This window comes from Microbacterium sp. W4I20, from assembly GCF_030816505.1.
In the GTDB taxonomy this organism is placed as follows: Bacteria; Actinomycetota; Actinomycetes; order Actinomycetales; family Microbacteriaceae; genus Microbacterium.
Window position 1 is genome coordinate 3,185,828 of record NZ_JAUSYB010000001.1, and the last position, 16,970, is coordinate 3,202,797.

15 protein-coding genes and 1 riboswitch are annotated in these 16,970 nt (G+C 69.7%); of the genes, 9 read left to right on the forward strand and 6 right to left on the reverse strand.

What is annotated here, in order from left to right:
• The first annotated feature begins 26 nt into the window (after positions 1-26).
• The 3 genes from QFZ21_RS15480 to QFZ21_RS15490 all read left to right on the forward strand — a co-directional run bounded on the left by QFZ21_RS15480 (position 27) and on the right by QFZ21_RS15490 (position 5,266).
• On the forward strand, positions 27-1,088 hold the full coding sequence (locus QFZ21_RS15480; RefSeq protein WP_307379296.1) for an enoyl-CoA hydratase/isomerase family protein: 1,062 nt from the start codon (positions 27-29) through the stop codon (positions 1,086-1,088).
• Between the two features lie 210 nt (positions 1,089-1,298).
• Positions 1,299-3,026 (forward strand): ABC transporter ATP-binding protein, encoded by a 1,728-nt coding sequence (locus tag QFZ21_RS15485; RefSeq protein ID WP_307379298.1) that lies wholly within the window; start codon positions 1,299-1,301, stop codon positions 3,024-3,026.
• Positions 3,023-5,266, forward strand: a complete 2,244-nt coding sequence (locus QFZ21_RS15490) for an ABC transporter ATP-binding protein (protein WP_307379300.1) — start codon at positions 3,023-3,025, stop codon at positions 5,264-5,266. The genes QFZ21_RS15485 and QFZ21_RS15490 overlap by 4 nt, the downstream gene beginning before the upstream one ends.
• A gap of 82 nt (positions 5,267-5,348) precedes the next feature.
• Here QFZ21_RS15490 and QFZ21_RS15495 read toward each other — a convergent pair whose 3' ends face one another.
• A complete protein-coding gene (locus tag QFZ21_RS15495) occupies positions 5,349-7,214 on the reverse strand; it encodes a D-alanyl-D-alanine carboxypeptidase family protein (RefSeq protein ID WP_307379301.1) in 1,866 nt (621 codons plus the stop codon).
• 82 nt (positions 7,215-7,296) lie between these two features.
• A riboswitch (TPP riboswitch) is annotated at positions 7,297-7,408 on the forward strand.
• On the opposite strand from QFZ21_RS15495, the gene QFZ21_RS15500 reads away from it, so the two are divergent.
• The 3 genes from QFZ21_RS15500 (at position 7,399) to QFZ21_RS15510 (ending at position 10,285) form a co-directional block, all read left to right on the forward strand.
• Positions 7,399-8,055, forward strand: coding sequence for an ECF transporter S component (locus tag QFZ21_RS15500; RefSeq protein WP_307379303.1), 657 nt, complete (start codon positions 7,399-7,401; stop codon positions 8,053-8,055). It overlaps the preceding riboswitch by 10 nt.
• Entirely contained in the window at positions 8,052-9,509 is a 1,458-nt protein-coding gene (locus tag QFZ21_RS15505; RefSeq protein ID WP_307381315.1) for an ABC transporter ATP-binding protein, read from the forward strand. The genes QFZ21_RS15500 and QFZ21_RS15505 overlap by 4 nt, the downstream gene beginning before the upstream one ends.
• Positions 9,506-10,285, forward strand: coding sequence for an energy-coupling factor transporter transmembrane protein EcfT (locus QFZ21_RS15510; RefSeq protein WP_307379304.1), 780 nt, complete (start codon positions 9,506-9,508; stop codon positions 10,283-10,285). Before QFZ21_RS15505 ends, QFZ21_RS15510 begins: the two co-directional genes overlap by 4 nt.
• A 22-nt stretch (positions 10,286-10,307) precedes the next feature.
• Here the strand turns inward: QFZ21_RS15510 and QFZ21_RS15515 are convergent, their stop codons facing one another.
• Positions 10,308-11,042 (reverse strand): aminoglycoside 3'-phosphotransferase, encoded by a 735-nt coding sequence (locus tag QFZ21_RS15515; protein WP_307379306.1) that lies wholly within the window; start codon positions 11,040-11,042, stop codon positions 10,308-10,310.
• Positions 11,043-11,179: 137 nt separating this feature from the next.
• Here QFZ21_RS15515 and QFZ21_RS15520 point away from each other — a divergent pair, with 137 nt between their 5' ends.
• Positions 11,180-11,956, forward strand: coding sequence for an SDR family NAD(P)-dependent oxidoreductase (locus tag QFZ21_RS15520; RefSeq protein ID WP_307379309.1), 777 nt, complete (start codon positions 11,180-11,182; stop codon positions 11,954-11,956).
• A gap of 27 nt (positions 11,957-11,983) precedes the next feature.
• Entirely contained in the window at positions 11,984-12,814 is an 831-nt protein-coding gene (locus QFZ21_RS15525) for an NAD(P)-dependent oxidoreductase (RefSeq protein ID WP_307379310.1), read from the forward strand.
• A 22-nt stretch (positions 12,815-12,836) separates the two neighbouring features.
• Here the strand turns inward: QFZ21_RS15525 and QFZ21_RS15530 are convergent, their stop codons facing one another.
• From QFZ21_RS15530 to QFZ21_RS15545, 4 genes are all read right to left on the reverse strand, one after another.
• The gene (locus QFZ21_RS15530; protein ID WP_307379312.1) at positions 12,837-13,586 is read right to left on the reverse strand and encodes a sulfite exporter TauE/SafE family protein; all 750 of its coding nucleotides are present in this window, start codon (positions 13,584-13,586) and stop codon (positions 12,837-12,839) included.
• Positions 13,583-14,275, reverse strand: coding sequence for an ankyrin repeat domain-containing protein (locus tag QFZ21_RS15535; RefSeq protein WP_373426024.1), 693 nt, complete (start codon positions 14,273-14,275; stop codon positions 13,583-13,585). Before QFZ21_RS15535 ends, QFZ21_RS15530 begins: the two co-directional genes overlap by 4 nt.
• Before the next feature lie 40 nt (positions 14,276-14,315).
• Positions 14,316-14,954 carry a bifunctional 4-hydroxy-2-oxoglutarate aldolase/2-dehydro-3-deoxy-phosphogluconate aldolase gene (locus QFZ21_RS15540; protein WP_307379314.1) on the reverse strand — a complete coding sequence of 213 codons (639 nt, stop codon included), beginning with the start codon at positions 14,952-14,954 and terminating at the stop codon, positions 14,316-14,318.
• A gap of 68 nt (positions 14,955-15,022) precedes the next feature.
• Positions 15,023-15,571 carry a ribosomal protein L7/L12 gene (locus QFZ21_RS15545; protein WP_307379316.1) on the reverse strand — a complete coding sequence of 183 codons (549 nt, stop codon included), beginning with the start codon at positions 15,569-15,571 and terminating at the stop codon, positions 15,023-15,025.
• 71 nt (positions 15,572-15,642) lie between these two features.
• Here QFZ21_RS15545 and rlmN point away from each other — a divergent pair, with 71 nt between their 5' ends.
• A complete protein-coding gene (rlmN, locus tag QFZ21_RS15550) occupies positions 15,643-16,944 on the forward strand; it encodes a 23S rRNA (adenine(2503)-C(2))-methyltransferase RlmN (RefSeq protein ID WP_307379319.1) in 1,302 nt (433 codons plus the stop codon).
• Positions 16,945-16,970: the final 26 nt, after the last annotated feature.

The window sequence follows — 16,970 nt, forward strand, 5'->3', positions numbered from 1 at the left end:
CGCGGCGACGGGGTAACGTGGCACGCGTGACCGACTCCACGCCCCCATCCCGCGTCCTCGTCCGCAAGGAAGGAGCGCTCGGCCGACTCACGTTGAACCGCCCCGAGGCGATCAACGCCCTCGACTACGGCATGATCGAGCAGCTCACCGAGGCGCTCACGGCGTGGGTCCACGACACCGACGTGCAGATCGTGTTGATCGACGGCGCCGGCGACCGAGGGATGTGCGCGGGTGGCGACGTTCGCGCACTGCACGCCCAGATCGTGGCCGGCCACGCCGAGCAGACGGCCGAGTTCTTCCGCGCCGAGTACTCCCTGAACGCGCTGATCGCGGAATACCCGAAGCCGGTCGTGGCGCTCGCCGACGGCATCACCATGGGCGGGGGCATCGGGTTGGCGGGGCACGCGGCCATCCGCATCGTCACGGAGCGCTCGAAACTCGCGATGCCCGAGACGCGCATCGGCTTCACGCCCGACGTCGGCGGCACCTGGCTGCTCGGCCGCACGCCGGGGCGGTTCGGCGAATACTTCGGCCTCACCGGCTCGACGATGAGCGGAGCGGATGCCGTGCACCTCGGGTTCGCCGACCACTTCGTGCCCTCCGATCGGCTGGACGCGCTGCGGGAGGCGCTCGCCTATCGCGCCGACCCCACCGGCCCCAGCGAGATCGTGCTGCTGTTCGACGAGACGCCCGAACCGTCGGAGCTGCCCGCATCGCAGGACTGGATCGACGACGCGTTCTCGGCGCCGACGGTCGTCGAGATCGTCGAGCGCCTGCGGGAGAGCGGATCGACGGATGCCGCGGCCGCGGCCGACCTCCTCGAGGGCCTCGCCCCGACCGCGCTCGTCGTGACGCTCGATGCGGTGCGCGAGGCCAGGGACCTTCCGAGTCTCCGCGCGGCCCTGGAGGGCGAGTACCGGCGGGTGCTGTGGTTCGTGAACGAGCACCCCGACCTGGTCGAGGGTATCCGCGCGCAGCTCGTCGACAAGGATCGCAATCCGCGGTGGGATCCGCCCACTCTCGGCGAACTGGCATCGGATGCCGGAGCCGGCGCGCGCGAGTACGCGCCGCCGCATCCGCTCTTCTGACCCGGCCGATCGGCGATACCCGCGCGACTCGTTCTTCGCCCGCGTGTAGAAACCGCAGGCCGCGGGTGAAAAGGTTCGCTGTCAGCGAAGGTCCCCCGAGAGAGGGATACGAATGTCCCCGGTTCGTGGCACTCTTTGTTGTGGCCGTTCGTCGGTCGGCAGCCGTCAGCCGAGAGATCCGCCGCTTCACCCTTCCTAGAAAGTGCGCCTGTGCTGGGAAAAATACTCGTCCGCTATCTGTCCCGTTATAAGTGGCTCCTCCTCGGCGTGCTGATCTTCCAGCTCGCCAGCGTGGCCGCGACCCTCTTCCTTCCGCGCCTCAACGCCGACATCATCGACAAGGGCGTCGCCCAGGGCGACACCGGCTACATCTGGAACACCGGTCTGTTCATGCTCGCCGTCTCGCTGGGGCAGATCATCGCCTCGGTGATCGCGACCTATTTCGCTGCCCGTGCCGCGATGGGCGCCGGCCGCGACATCCGCGCCGACGTCTTCGGCAAGGTCAGCGGGTTCTCCGAGCGCGAGGTGTCGGTGTTCGGCGCCGGATCGCTGATCACCCGCAACACCAACGATGTGCAGCAGGTGCAGATGCTCGCGATGATGGGCGCGACGATGCTCGTCACCGCACCTCTGCTCGCGATCGGCGGCATCATCTTCGCGGTGCAGACGAACGTCGGCCTCAGCTGGCTCATCGCCGTCGCGGTGCCCGCGCTGTTGATCCTCGCCGCGCTCGTGATCGGGCGCATGGTGCCGCTCTTCCGCACGTACCAGGGCAAGCTCGACAACGTGAACCGCATCATGCGCGAGCAGCTCACCGGCGTCCGCGTCGTGCGCGCGTTCGTGCGCGAGCGCATCGAGGAGGAGCGCTTCCGCGGAGCCAACACCGACATCATGGTGGTCGGCCGCAAGGTCGGCTCGCTGTTCGTGCTGCTGTTCCCGCTGTTCATGCTCATCCTCAATGTCACCGTCGTCTCGGTCATCTGGTTCGGCGGCATCGAGGTCAACAACGGCACGGTGCAGGTCGGAACGCTGTTCGCCTTCATGCAGTACATCGGCCAGATCATGGGCGGCGTCATCATGGCGAGCTTCATGGCGATGATGATCCCGCGTGCTGCGGTCTCGGCCGAGCGCATCGGCGAGGTGCTGGACTCCGAGTCCACGATGGAGCGCCCGGAGAACGGCGTCATCGACTTCCCCGCCCCCGGATCCGTGGCGCTCGACGGTGTCGAGTTCACCTACCCCGGCGCCGACGCCCCGGTGCTCAAGGGCATCAGCTTCGCGGCGCAGCCGGGCGAGACGGTCGCGATCGTCGGATCGACCGGCTCGGGCAAGACGACTCTCGTGTCGCTCATCCCGCGACTCTTCGATGTGTCCGGAGGGTCGGTCCACGTCGGGGGAACCGACGTGCGCGAGGCCGACGTCGAGGCCCTCTGGGACAGCATCGGCCTCGTGCCGCAGCGTCCGTTCCTGTTCACCGGGACCGTCGCCTCGAACCTCCGCTACGGGCGTGAGGAGGCGACCGACGAAGAGCTCTGGCACGCCCTCGAGATCGCGCAGGGGCGCGACTTCGTCGAGGAGATGCCGAACGGCCTCGAGTCGCGCATCGCCCAGGGCGGCACGAACGTGTCCGGCGGTCAGCGCCAGCGTCTGGCGATCGCCCGTGCGATCGTGCACCAGCCGCAGGTGCTCATCTTCGACGACTCGTTCTCGGCGCTCGACCTGACGACGGATGCCCGATTGCGCCAGGCCCTGTGGCGGGAACTCCCGCACGTCACGAAGATCGTGGTCGCACAGCGCGTGTCCTCGATCACGGATGCCGATCGCATCGTCGTCCTCGACGGCGGAACCATGGTCGGCGTCGGCACGCACGAGCAACTGCTGCAGACGAGCGACACCTACCGGGAGATCGTCGAATCGCAACTGGGGGTGGACGCATGAGCGACAACGAGAAGCGCGGCCGCGGCCGCGGCAAGGCAGCGGTCGAGACCGTCGAGCCCGAACTCACCGAAGAAGAGAAGTACGAGGCCGAGCTCGCCGAGCAGGCGCGCCAGAACTCCGGCGACTGGGACAGCGTCGCACCGGGCAAGGCCGACAACTTCGGCGCGAGCTTCAGCCGCATGATCGGACTGCTGAAGCCGTCGGCGGTGTGGTTCGTCTTCGTGTCGATCCTCGGCGCGCTCGGCGTCGTGCTGACGGTCGCCGCACCCAAGGTGCTCGGCGAGGCGACGAACATCGTCTACCGGGGTTTCATCTCCATCCAGCTCGGGCAGCCGAACGGCGACTTCCCCGGGTTCCCGGCCGGCACCCCGCAGGACGTCGTCATCGACGCGCTGCGCGACGCCGGCCAGGACGACTTCGCGAACCAGCTCGGCGCGCTCGGCGACTTCACGGTCGGTCAGGGCGTCGACTTCGACGCGCTGCGATGGATCATCGCCGCCGTGCTCGCGATCTACGTGGTGGCGGCGTTCCTCACCTGGATCCAGGGTTACGTCATCAACGTGATCATGGTCCGCACGATGTGGCGTCTGCGCGAGTCCGTCGAGGCGAAGATCAACCGTCTGCCCTTGTCGTACTTCGACAAGGTGCAGCGCGGAGAGCTGATCTCCCGCGTCACGAACGACATCGACAACATCACGCAGACGATGCAGCAGTCGCTGTCGGGCGCCCTGACCTCGGTGCTCACGGTCATCGGCGTCCTGTTCATGATGTTCACGATCTCGTGGCAGCTCGCACTGGTCGCACTGGTCACCCTGCCTCTGATGGCTGTCATCTTCGGTGTCATCGGACCGCGCTCGCAGAAGGCCTTCGGCACGCAGTGGCGCAAGGTCGGGCGTCTGAACGCCCGCGTCGAGGAGGCGTTCTCCGGCCACGCGCTGGTGAAGGTGTTCGGTCGCGAGAAGGATGCGCTGGCCAAGTTCCAGGTCGAGAACGAAGAGCTGTTCCAGGCCAGCTTCAAGGCGCAGTTCCTCTCCGGCATCATCATGCCGGCGATGATGTTCGTCGGCAGCCTCAGCTACGTGGGCATCGCGGTGCTCGGCGGGCTGATGGTCGCGAGCGGCCAGCTCCGTCTCGGCGACGTGCAGGCGTTCATCCAGTACTCGCAGCAGTTCACGCAGCCGCTGTCCGAGCTGGGTGGCATGGCTGCGGTCGTGCAGTCCGGCACCGCCTCCGCCGAGCGCGTGTTCCAGCTGCTCGACGCCGACGAGCAGGAGGCGGACGACTCCGACGCTCCGGAGCTCGCCGACGGCAAGGGCGTCATCGAGTTCGAGAACGTCGCGTTCTCGTACACGCCCGATCGTCCGCTGATCCAGGACCTCTCGTTCCGGGTCGAACCGGGACAGACCGTCGCCATCGTCGGACCGACCGGTGCGGGCAAGACCACGCTGGTCAACCTCATCATGCGGTTCTACGAGCTCAGCGGCGGCCGGATCATGCTCGACGGTCAGGACACCGCCGAGATCACGCGCGACGAGCTGCGCTCCCGCACGGGCATGGTGCTGCAGGATCCGTGGCTCTTCGCCGGCAGCATCCGCGAGAACATCCGATACGGCCGCTCCACCGCGACCGACGACGAGATTCTCGAGGCGGCAAAGGCGACATACGTCGACCGGTTCGTGCATGCCCTCCCCGAGGGGTACGACACCGTGCTCGACGAGGACGCGTCGAATGTCTCAGCGGGTGAGCGCCAGCTCATCACCATCGCTCGAGCGTTCGTCGCCCAGCCGTCGATCCTGATCCTCGATGAGGCGACGTCGGCGGTCGACACCCGCACCGAGCTGCTGCTGCAGCACGCGATGGCCGCGCTCCGTCAGGGACGCACGTCGTTCGTGATCGCGCACCGTCTGTCGACCATCCGCGACGCGGACCTCATCCTCGTGATGGAGCACGGCGACATCGTCGAGAAGGGCACGCACGACGAGCTGATCACGGCGCAGGGCGCCTACTGGCGCCTGTACCAGTCGCAGTTCGAGCAGGCGGCGACCGACATCGACGCGGAGGTCGCCCTCACCGGCTCGACGCCCGTCGTCGCACAGGATGACGAGGTCGACGCGGCCCAGTCCGAAGCGGAAGACGCCGTCCACGGGGTCACCGTCGGGGCGCAGGCTCCGGTCTCCGAAGCCGCAGCCGCTCAGGCGCTGGTCGAGGACGGCTCCGACGACTCGGCTCGCCGGAGCTGACCGCCGCACGTCCGCCACATCGCAGACGCCCCATCCCGGACCATCGGGGTGGGGCGTCTGCGATGTGCGGGGACGGCGGGCGTCAGGAGCCGTCGTCCAGGCCGAGCAGGTCGAGCGGGTGCGTCAGACGCCACCACGCACTCGGTCCCTCGACATCCTGGGCCAGCGTCAGCGGCGTCGTGGTCGTACCGAGCGGGCCCACGGTCGTGAGCGTGCCGACCTCGCCGTTCTCCGCGCGCTCGCTGCCCAGATCGAAGGCGGGAGTCGCCGTCGCGAGTGCGCCGTTCCAGAGCACGACATCCGCGTCGGCGCCCGCGATGACGTCGACCTTCGTGCCCCACAGGGTGGTCACCTCGCCGACGACCGTGCCTTCGGCGACCGCCGGCTCCTGCGCCTGCAGGGCTGCCTCGGTCTCGGCGAACAGTGTCCGTGTGGCCGCGAGGCGCTGAGCATCATTGCCCTGATCCAGAACGGCCGCATACAGGTGCACGGTGGTGTCTCCGACCGCCACGTCCTTCGCGGTGAGGAGGTTCCAGCCGACCAGCGTGCCGGTCTTGATGCCGACGACACCGGGATCGGCGAGCATCCCGTTCGTGTTCACGACGTTGCCGGCACCCGGCAGGTCGACAGACTTCGTTCCGACGATCTGCGCGAACACCGGATTCTTCATCGCCCATTCGCCCAGCTCGACCAGCGCCTGCGGAGTGGCCACGTTGCGCTCGTCGAAACCGGAGGGTGTCACGACGGTGATCCCGTCGAGCCCGCGCTCCCGCAGCCAGACCTCGGCGGCAGCGGCGAACTCGTCGTCAGAGCCCCAGATCTCAGAGGCGAGGCGATCGATGTAGTTGTTCGCCGAGCCGAGCAGCGTGCCCTGCAGCAGCTGATACTCCGTCAGAACGCCGTCGACGGGGACGTCGAGCGCGGACTGGTCGGCTCTGCGATAGTTCCAGTAGTCGATGCTGTCCCCGAAGGTGAAGCCGAACTCGGGCCCCTGCTCGCCAAGCGCGAGCGGCATCCGGTCGAGCACCATCAGACTGCTGACGACCTTGGTGACGCTGGCGATGCTCACGGCGTTCGAAGCGGATGCCGCGATGCTCACACCCCCGATGCCCACCGCGGCGCTGCCGCGTCCCGGCCAGGTGAGGGCCGCCGCCGGGGCGGGCGTGGTGGCGAACTCGACGGCCTGCACGGTGGGCTGCACCGCGTGCAGGGGGATCAGCAGGGTGGTTCCGGCATAGGCCGCGACGAGACCGGCGAGCACGCAGAGAGGGACCAGCACGCCGGGACGGGTGAGCACCGGCCGAAGGTGCGCCCCGCGCATCAACGCCTCCGAGTCTTCTGCCTCGGCCGTCGTGTCGAGGGTCGCGGTGGGTGAAGTCCGGGCGACCGCGCCGGCGTCGACCCAGGTCAGCGCGGTGGCGGGCGCCTTCTCATCCGCCCATTGCGCCTCGAGCGGCTCGAGGATCGCGATCGATTCGACGGAGTCGGAGTCGGAGTCGGAGTCGGAGACGAGGGCGGGGTCGGAGCCGGCGTCGTCGACGGAGTCGGCGCCGGGTTCGGAGTCGGCATCGGCGTCCGGCGCGGGGGACACCAGCTCGGCGTCGGTGGCTTCTGCGGTGGCGGCAGCCTCGGCGTCAGTCGGTGTGGCGGGAAGCAGCTCGGCAACGGACAGCTCATCCGCGTGCTGATCGGTCCTGCTCTCCGTGCGGAACAGCGAGTCGACCTCGGTAGCGGAGACCGGGAGAACGGGAGCGATGGCCGGAGCCGGAGGCGGAGCATCGCCGGCGAAGAGCGCATCGGCCGCGAACCCTGAATGCTCGGAGTCTTCTGCGGTGGCATCCGCTCCGAACGGCAGATCGTCGACGCCCTCGACAGCGGAGGGGGCGGTCGACCGGGTGTCGTCGCCGACGACTCCCGTCGCCTCATCGGTGGGATCGGAAGCGCTCACCCGCTTACGGTACCGAATCTCTGCGGTGATCTGCGCCGAACCGCCCCCGAGGCGGTCGGGTGTCGGGAGGCGATAGGATCGTCAACACAACCACGGGAGTCCGGCGAGCCGGGCTGAGAGGGAGCGAATCGCGCTTCGACCGTCGAACCTGATCTGGGTCATGCCAGCGCAGGGAGGAGTTCAGATGAGTACATCCACGTCCACATCAACGAAGACGTCGGGTTCCGCACGCGAAGGCCTGGGCGGTCCGCAGGTCTGGCGCTGGCGCGTCGTCGACATCGTCGTCGCCGCTGTCCTCGGCGTCGCGATCGGCCTCGTCTTCTGGGGCTGGAACATCATCGGCGGTGCCTGGTTCGGCGCGGCCGACGCCCTCACCCCGGGGCTCGGCGGGGTCGCCGTCGGCATCTGGCTGATCGGCGGCGTCATCGGTGGCCTGGTGATCCGCAAGCCCGGTGCGGCGCTGGTGGTCGAGATCGTGGCAGCAGTGATCTCGATGCTGATCGGCAACGTCTGGGGCGTCTCCACCGTGCTGTCCGGCATCGTCCAGGGGTTCGGCGCGGAGCTCATCTTTGCTCTGTTCTTCTACCGACGGTTCGGCATCGTCGTGGCGGCCCTCTCAGGTGTCGGCGCCGCCGCCGCGGCATGGGTGTTCGAGCTGTTCTACGGCAGCTCGCCCAACATCCTCAAGTCGTTCGAGTTCAACACGATCTACCTGGTCAGCGTCGTCGTCTCGGGGGCGATCCTGGCCGGCGTCGTCGGCTGGCTGCTCGTGCGCGCTCTCGCGGTGACCGGCGCGCTTAACCGCTTCGCCGTCGGGCGAGAGCACGTGCGCGAGGTCTGAGCGTGACCCTCGCCGCCCCGGCCCGAGTGCAGGCTGCGGGCTGGGGATGGCGATACGCCGGGCGGAAGCGACCGGCGGTCGCCGACGTGAGCTTCACGATCGAGCCCGGCGAGCGCGTGCTCCTGCTCGGTGCCTCCGGCGCGGGCAAGTCCACGCTGCTCGCGGGGCTCGCCGGCGTGCTCGGTGGCGACGACGAAGGCGACCGGACCGGCTCTCTGCTCGTCGACGGCGCGGCGCCCGAGTCGCGGCGCGGTCAGGTGGGTCTGGTCCTGCAGGATCCGGATGCCGGGATCGTGCTGTCCAAGGTGGGCGACGACATCGCGTTCGGGTGCGAGAACCTCGGCGTCGCGCCATCCGACATCCCCGGCCGTGTCGCCGAGGCGATGGATGCTGTCGGTCTCGACGTGCCGTTGGAGCGCCCGACCAAGGCGCTCTCGGGTGGGCAGAAGCAGCGGCTCGTTCTCGCGGGGGTGCTGGCGATGCGCCCGGGTCTGCTGCTGCTCGACGAGCCGACCGCGAACCTCGATCCGGAGGGTGTACGCGAGGTACGGGCGAGCGTCGAGCGCGCCGTCGCTGCGACCGGGGCGACGCTGATCGTCGTCGAGCATCGCACCCCGGTCTGGGTCGACCTGATGGATCGGGTGATCGTGCTCGCCGCGGACGGCGGTCTCCTGGCCGACGGCGCCCCGGGGCGGGTCTTCGCCGAGCACGGCACCGCCCTCGCCGACGCCGGGGTGTGGGTGCCCGACCGGGGCATCGACCTGCCCGTGCTGCAGCAGGTGACGGCATCCGCTGCACTCACCGCGACGGGGCTCGCCGTCGCCAGGGAGCCGGCTGTCGTCGTGCAGTCGGGCCTCGAGGTGCGGGTGCCGCGGGCGAACGCGACCGTGATCACCGGACCGAACGGCGCCGGCAAGTCGACCCTCGCGCTCACCCTCGCGGGGCTCATCCCGGAGCACGCGGGAGAGGTGCAGGCCGCGCCGGAACTGGCCGGTCGGCGGGGACTGCGGCCGATCCGCTGGACGTCCCGCGAACTGCTGACCCGCATCGGGATGGTGTTCCAAGAGCCCGAGCACCAGTTCCTCGCCCAGACGCTGCGCGACGAGCTGGCCGTCGGCCCGCGCGCTCTCGGGTGGACGCCGGCGCGGACGGATGCCGTGGTCGATGAGCTCCTGGACCGCCTCGGCCTCGCCCCCCTCGCGCTGGCGAATCCGTTCACGCTCTCCGGGGGGCAGAAGCGACGCCTCTCGGTGGCGACCGTGCTCGCCGGAGCACCCGAGGTGATCGTGCTCGACGAGCCCACGTTCGGGCAGGACCGCCGCGGGTGGATCTCGCTCGTGGCCCTGCTGCAGGAGGAGATCGCCCGCGGACGCTCGGTCGTCGCCGTCACGCACGACGACGCCGTGATCCGACACCTGGGCGGCCACCGGATCGAGCTGGGGGCGGCGGCATGACCGCGACGGACACCGCGCGGACGGTCTGGCTCGACGGCGTCAACCCGGTCACCAAGCTCGTGCTCGCGATCCTGCTGTCGGTGCCGCTGTTCGCCTCGATCGATGTGACGAGCGCCGTCGTCGCAGTCGCGCTGCAGCTCCTCTGCCTTCCTCTGACCGGCCTGCGCCTCACGACCGTGCTGAAGCGTCTGCTGCCGATCGTGATCTTCGCACCGATCGCCGGGGTCAGCATGCTGCTCTACGCGGAGCCCGCCGGCCGGATCTACTGGTCGTTCGGCTTCGCCACCATCAGCGAGGGATCGATCGTGCTCGCGATCGCGGTGAGCCTGCGCGTGATCGCGCTCGGACTGCCCACCATCCTGCTGTTCGGTGGCACCGACCCCACACAGCTCGCCGACGCGCTCTCGCAGGTCGCGAAGCTGCCGAGCCGCTTCGTGCTCGGCATCCTGGCCGGCACCCGGATGCTGGGGCTGTTCCTCGACGATTGGCGCACTATGGGTCTGGCTCGCCGCGCACGCGGCGTCGGCGACCGCGGGGTGCTGCGCCGGTTCTTCTCGATGGCCTTCGTGCTGCTCGTCTTCGCGGTGCGTCGCGGCTCGAAGCTGGCGTTGGCGATGGAGGCGCGCGGCTTCGGCTCCGGCATCCCTCGCACCTGGTCGCGGCCGTCGCGCCTGCATCCGCGCGACGCCGTCGCGGTGCTCGGCGGGCTCGCGATCATGGCCCTGGCGCTCGCGGCGGCTGTCGCTCTCGGCACGTTCCGGTTCGTGTGGAGCTGAGCCCCGCTGGCTCCGCTCCGGCTCAGGTCGCGTTCCACAGCTCCCGGTAGTACGCGAGCCGCTCGCGGTCGGGCTCGACGCCGTAGGCCGCGATCAGCGCGTCCTCCCAGCCGGGGCCGTAGTTCCACTCGGTGCTCATCGAGGCGACGGCGAGGTCGGCCCAGCGGTCGGCGGTGCCGAGCAGCGCCAGGTCGACGTGCGCCAGCCAGCGGCCGCCGTGGCCGATCAGCGTGTTCGGGCAGCAGGCGTCGCCATGGCTGACCACGAGACGGTCGATCTCCGGCGGCGTGCGGAACGCCTCGGGCACCTCGATGCCGCGCCGCTCGGCGTTCGCGAGGCGGGACGGCACGCTCCACTCCCACGGACATTCCTCGACGGGCAGGGTGTCGTGCATCGCGCGGAGCGCCTCGCCGACGGCGCGCACGGCGACCGCGGGTTCGGCCACCCACCGCGGATCCACGGCGCTGAGGCCGTCGATCGCGGCGGTCACGAGCCACTCGTGCGTCTCGTCCTGCCCCTGTTCGAGCACGGTCGGCACGGTGATCCAGCGAGACGCCCACGTCATCCGCTCGGCCTCGTCCTGGAGGGTGAACTCGAGGTTGCGCGGGCCCCACTTGATGTAGAACGGGTCGCCCGCGCCGGTGGCGCGGAACGTCAGGCCGCCGTAGTCGTTGTCCCAGACGCACACGAGGTCGGCGCCGTGCGCGAGGAGGCGCACCTTCTCGGGCACGGAGACGGGTTCGGTCGGGAAGGTCATGGGTACATCCTGGCCCACGGGAGGTGGTCGGCGCCCGGTGGTCGCGGCCGGCTTCGTGACTGCACGGAGAACCACGTAGGCTGAGACTGCGTTCCACGTCGCCGGGGCGCACGACGACGTTCGAGGGAGAACTTCCGATGCAGATCAGCGGACAGGGTGCGCTCATCACCGGCGGAGCCTCCGGGCTCGGCCTCGCCACGGCTCGTCGGCTGACGGCCGCCGGCGCTCACGTCACCATCGTCGACCTCGCGTCGTCGAAGGGCGCCGAGGTCGCGGAGGAGCTCGGCGGGATCTTCGTGCCCGCCGACGTCACGAACGTCGAGGAGGTGCGGGCCGCCGTCGCCGCGGCCCAGGCTGCCGCCCCGCTGCGCGTCGTCGTCAACTGCGCCGGCATCGCCCCGCCCGCCAAGGTGCTCGACCGCGAGGGCGTCCCCGCCGTACTCGGCGACTTCGAGCGCGTGATCCGCATCAACCTCCTCGGCACGTTCAACGTGCTGTCGCAGGCCTCCGCCGTCATCGCGAAGAACGCCCTTCGTCAGGCTCAGGGACCGGGTTCTGAGGAGCGCGGGGTCATCGTGAACACCGCCAGCGTTGCGGCCTTCGACGGCCAGATCGGGCAGGCGGCCTACTCCGCATCGAAGGGCGGCGTCCACGCGATGACCCTTCCGGTAGCGCGCGAGCTCGCCCGCCACGGCATCCGCGTCTGCACGATCGCCCCCGGGATCATGGAGACGCCCATGCTCATGGGACTGCCGCAGGCCGCGCAGGATTCGCTCGGTCAGCAGGTGCCGTTCCCGTCTCGCCTCGGCCGCCCCGACGAGTACGCCGCCCTGGTGCAGCACATCGTCGAGAACTCCTACCTGAACGGTGAGACGATCCGCCTCGACGGCGCGATCCGCATGGCACCGAAGTAAACCGACCCGCACATTCGAGGAGCACCCATGTCACTGGCAGGCAAGACCATTCTGATGTCGGGCGGAAGCCGCGGCATCGGCCTCGCGATCGCCCTGCGCGCGGCCGCCGACGGCGCCAACATCGCCATGCTCGCGAAGACCGACACCCCGCATCCGAAGCTCGAGGGCACGGTGCACTCCGCGGCCGAGCAGATCCGTGCGGCCGGCGGCCAGGCGCTGCCGATCGTCGGCGACGTGCGCGACGACGACGACATCACCGAGGCCGTGCTGAAGACACAGGCCGAGTTCGGCGGCATCGACATCGTGATCAACAACGCCAGCGTCATCGACCTCTCGCGTTCGCTCGAACTCGGTGCGAAGAAATACGACCTGATGCAGGACGTCAACGTGCGCGGCACGTTCATGCTCTCGCGTGCCGCGGTGCCGATCCTGAAGGATGCCGAGAACCCGCACATCCTGTCGCTCTCGCCACCGCTGAACCCGAGCCCGAAGTGGCTGGGTGCGCACACCGGCTACACGCTGGCGAAGTTCGGGATGACGATGGTGACGCTCGGGCTCGCCGCGGAGTTCGCGCGCGACGGCATCGCCGCGAACACCCTGTGGCCCCGCACCACGATCGCGACTGCCGCCGTGCAGAACCTGCTCGGCGGCGACAAGGTCATGGCGGCGAGCCGCACGCCCGACATCTATGCGGATGCCGCCTACGCGGTGCTGCTCAAGCCGGCCGCGACGTACACCGGACAGACGCTCATCGTGGAGGACGTGCTCGAGGCCGACGGCGTGACCGACTTCTCGGGCTACGCCGCGATCCCCGGAACCCCGGACTCGGCGCTGTTCCCCGACATCTTCCTCGACTGAGGGCGGCGGGCCTGATCGGCGGTCAGAACAGCAGGTACACCGCGCCGACCACGGTGAGCACGATCACGATGCGGTCGAACAGGCGCTGATCCATGCGCTTCGCCAGACGGATGCCGGTGAGTGCGCCGATCACCACCAGGGGTGCGAGCACGGCATCCATCAGCAGCACCGGGCCGTGGAACAGCCCGAGCCCTGCGAGGAACGGCACCTTCACCAGGTTGATGATCGCGAAGAACCACGCCGAGGTGCCGAGGAAGACCTGCACCGGAGTGCGCGTCGCGAGGAAGTACATCGACATCACCGGGCCGCCGGCGTTCGCCACCATCGTGGTGAATCCGCCGAGGGTGCCGTAGGCGCCGGCCAGTGCCAGGCCGCCGCGAACCGGGGCGACAGCATCCGATCTCTCCTGCCGCCAGCGGCGCCACAGGGTGACCGCGATCATGAGGAGCAGGATCACGCCGATCGCACGCCGGACGATACCGTCGTCGGCGAACGCCAGGAACGCGAATCCGACGAGGAGTCCGGCCACGACCGCGGGTGCGAGGCGCAGCAGCGTCGGCCAGTGCGCGTGCCGCCGATAGGCGATCAGCGCGAACACGTCGCCGACCATCAGCAGCAGCAGCATCGCGGCGGTCGACGTGCGCGCCGGGAGGACGGCCGCGAACAGGGCGATCGCGAGGATGTTTCCGCCGGGGATCGCGGTCTTCGAGATGCCGATCGTGACGGCGGCGACGCCGAGCGCCGCCCACGCCCACGTGTCGAGGAGGATCACCGCTCGAGCTCGGCGACGATCGCGTCGTAGCCCCGGTCGGCGGCGAGGTCGCGCGGAAGGGTGCCGTCGCCGTCGCGGATCGTCGGGTCCGCACCCCCGTCGATGAGCGCGCGGACGACGTCGACGTAGGCGCCGGACCCGTCGCCGAGCACGATCGCCTCGTGGAGCGCGGTCCAACCCAGGTCGTTGACGTGATCCGGATCGACGCCCGCCTCGAGCAGGATTTCCACCGTGGGGAGGAGCCCCCGCTCGGATGCCGGGATGAGCGCGGTGCCGCCGAAGCGGTTCGTGCTCGCCAGATCGGCTCCGTGCGAGAGCGTGAGACGGAGGATCTCGTCGTGACCGCGAGCTCCCGCGTAGAGGAAGGCCGAGTCCTGGATATCGTCCTGGGTGTTCACGTCGGCGCCTGCCTCGATGAGCACCCGGGCCGCGGCGAGGTCGTCCGCCTTGGTCGCGATCACCAGGGCCGTCATCCAGCCCTCTCGGTGGGCCTCGATGTCGGCGCCGGCCTCGACGGCGGCGGAGATCGCCGCCGTGTCTCCGGCGAGGGCGGCGGCGAGCAGATCACGGGTGGCGTCGGACACGGAGGGCTCCTCGGAGGATGTCGGGGGATCGACGGCGGCGCTGCACGCGGTCGCTCCCAGCGCCATGCTCGCTGCGAGGGCTGTCGCGAGCAGCATCCGTCTCATCCTCATCATTCTGGTATACCAAACCAGTCTGAGGAAGCGATCAGCCTCGCGCGGCGTCGAGAGCGGCTGCGAACCGGGCCGCGCGCTGCTCGATGTCGGCCCAATCGGATGCCGCGATCGACGCGCCGTTGGCGAGGTCGCCGCCGGCGCCCACCGCGACCGCTCCGGCCGCGAACCACGCCGCGAGGTTGTCGGGGCTCACCCCGCCGGTCGGCATGAGGGGTGCATCGGGGAACGGCCCGCGCAGAGCGCCGAGGTACGCCGGACCGCCGAGCGACGCGGGGAAGATCTTGACGACGTCGACGCCCAGTCCGAGAGCCGACATGACCTCGGTCGGCGTCATCGCGCCGGTCATCACCACGCGGTCGGTGTCGAGCATGGCCCGCGTCAGGTCGGGGAGGGTGCCGGGGCTGACCAGGAACTCGGCGCCGGCCTCGGCCGAGAGGGTCGCCTGCTCGGGTGTCGTCACGGTACCGGCGCCGATGTACGCGGCGTCTCCGTGGCGGGCGATCAGCTCACGGATGACCGCGGGTGCGTCGGGGGTGGAGAAGGTCACCTCGATGCCCGCGACACCGCCGCGGATGATCGCCTCCGCCGCCTCCAGCGCAAGCTCGGGGGAGGGGGCGCGGAGCACGGCGAGGATGCCGGTGCGGCGGGCGCGGGCGAGACGATCAGCCATCGAGGGCTCCTAGCGTGGGGGACGCTGCCATTCTCGACGACCGCGGCCCGCGGTCACAAGCCGAGCGGTCAGCCCCGCCAGGCGTCGACGATGTTCTTCGACTCGCGGAGACCGAGCCCGGTCTGCTCTCGGACCATCTTGATCGCGACGATCTGCTGATTGCCGGCGACCAACCGGTCGATCTCCGCAGCCACCGGGGCGGGGAGCGAAGCACGGACGGACGCGGGCGTGTGGGTGGTGGGGGTGATCGACGAGTACGCCGCCGATGCGTTGGAAACCGCTGCCAGGTGCGGGGCGGTCGTGCTGATCGACCAGTGCTCGACCCGGTCCTTGGCCTCCTTCAGCCCGACGCCGGTCGCACCGCGGAACAGCTTGATGGCGTGGATCTTCTGCCCGGCTCCGATGAACCGGTCGATCTCGGCGACGACCTGCGGGGTGAGTCCCGAGGCGGTCGATGCCGCGGAGGATGCCGGGAGCGAGCGCGCCGTCGTCGGCGACGGAGTGAACACCTGCGGCTCCGGCAGCTTGGGCCGCATGCCGCGGAGCGCCGCGGAGACGATCACCACGATCACGATGAGGCCGACGACGAGCCCGATGATCCAGACGATGTCCATCATGGGCTCAGTCTAGGGAGCAGGAGTCCCGCGCCCCAGGGCCTTCCCACCCGGCACCCCGTACCCTTAGAGGTATGACCGATACTCCCCGCACGCGCGAGACGCGCCCCGCAGCATCCGCGTCCGCCCCGCAGGGACGACCCGCTCAGGGCAAGATCCGCTCCACGAAGCCTGCACAGGTGCGCCCGGCGACCGAGGGCTGGACGCAGCAGAAGGATGCCACGGGGCGTCCGCTGCTGCAGTTCGCGAGCCCGAAGCGCGGCAAGCCGCCCGTGCACCTGGCCGACCTCACTCCCGCCGAGCGCATCGAGAAGGTCAAGGAACTCGGGCTCCCCGGCTTCCGCGCGAAGCAGCTGTCGACCCACTACTTCCGGCACTACACGTCGGACCCGGCCGAGATGACCGACCTTCCGGCTGACACCCGAGAACAGCTCGTCAGCGGCATGCTGCCCCCGCTGCTCACCGAGGTGCGCCGGCTCGAGACCGACCGCGGCGACACGATCAAGTTCCTCTGGCGCCTGCACGACGGCGCGCTCGTGGAGTCGGTGCTGATGCGCTACCCCGGCCGCATCACGCTGTGCGTGTCGAGCCAGGCCGGCTGCGGCATGAACTGCCCGTTCTGCGCGACCGGCCAGGCAGGTCTCACCCGCAACATGTCGACCGCCGAGATCATCGAGCAGATCGTGCGAGCGAACCGCCTCATCGCCGACGGCGGACTGGGCGGCAAGAAGTCCGACGACCACAGCATGGAGCGCGTCTCGAACATCGTCTTCATGGGGATGGGCGAGCCGCTCGCGAACTACAAGCGCGTGATGGATGCCGTGCGCTCGATGGTCGCACCCCAGCCCGACGGCCTCGGCATGAGCGCCCGCGGCATCACCGTGTCGACGGTCGGCCTCGTGCCCGCGATCAAGAAGCTCTCCGACGAGGGCATCCCGGTGACCTTCGCGCTCTCGCTGCACGCTCCCGACGACCACCTGCGCGACGAGCTCATCCCGGTGAACTCGAAGTGGAAGGTCGACGAGGCGCTCGATGCCGCGTACGAGTACTACGAGAAGACCGGCCGCCGTGTCTCGATCGAGTACGCGCTGATCAAGGACATGAATGACCACGCCTGGCGTGCCGATCTGCTGGCGGAGAAGCTCAACCAGCGCGGACGGGGCTGGGTACACGTGAACCCGATCCCGCTGAACCCGACGCCCGGCTCGATCTGGACCGCGTCCGAGCGCGACGTCACGAACGAGTTCGTGCGCCGCCTCAACGACGCCGGCATCCCGACGACCCTCCGCGACACCCGCGGCAAGGAGATCGACGGGGCCTGCGGGCAGCTGGTCGCGACGACCGAGGACGAAGCGGCGTCGGCCGCGATGGCCTGACCCCGGGTTCCGGTCGCGAAAACGCA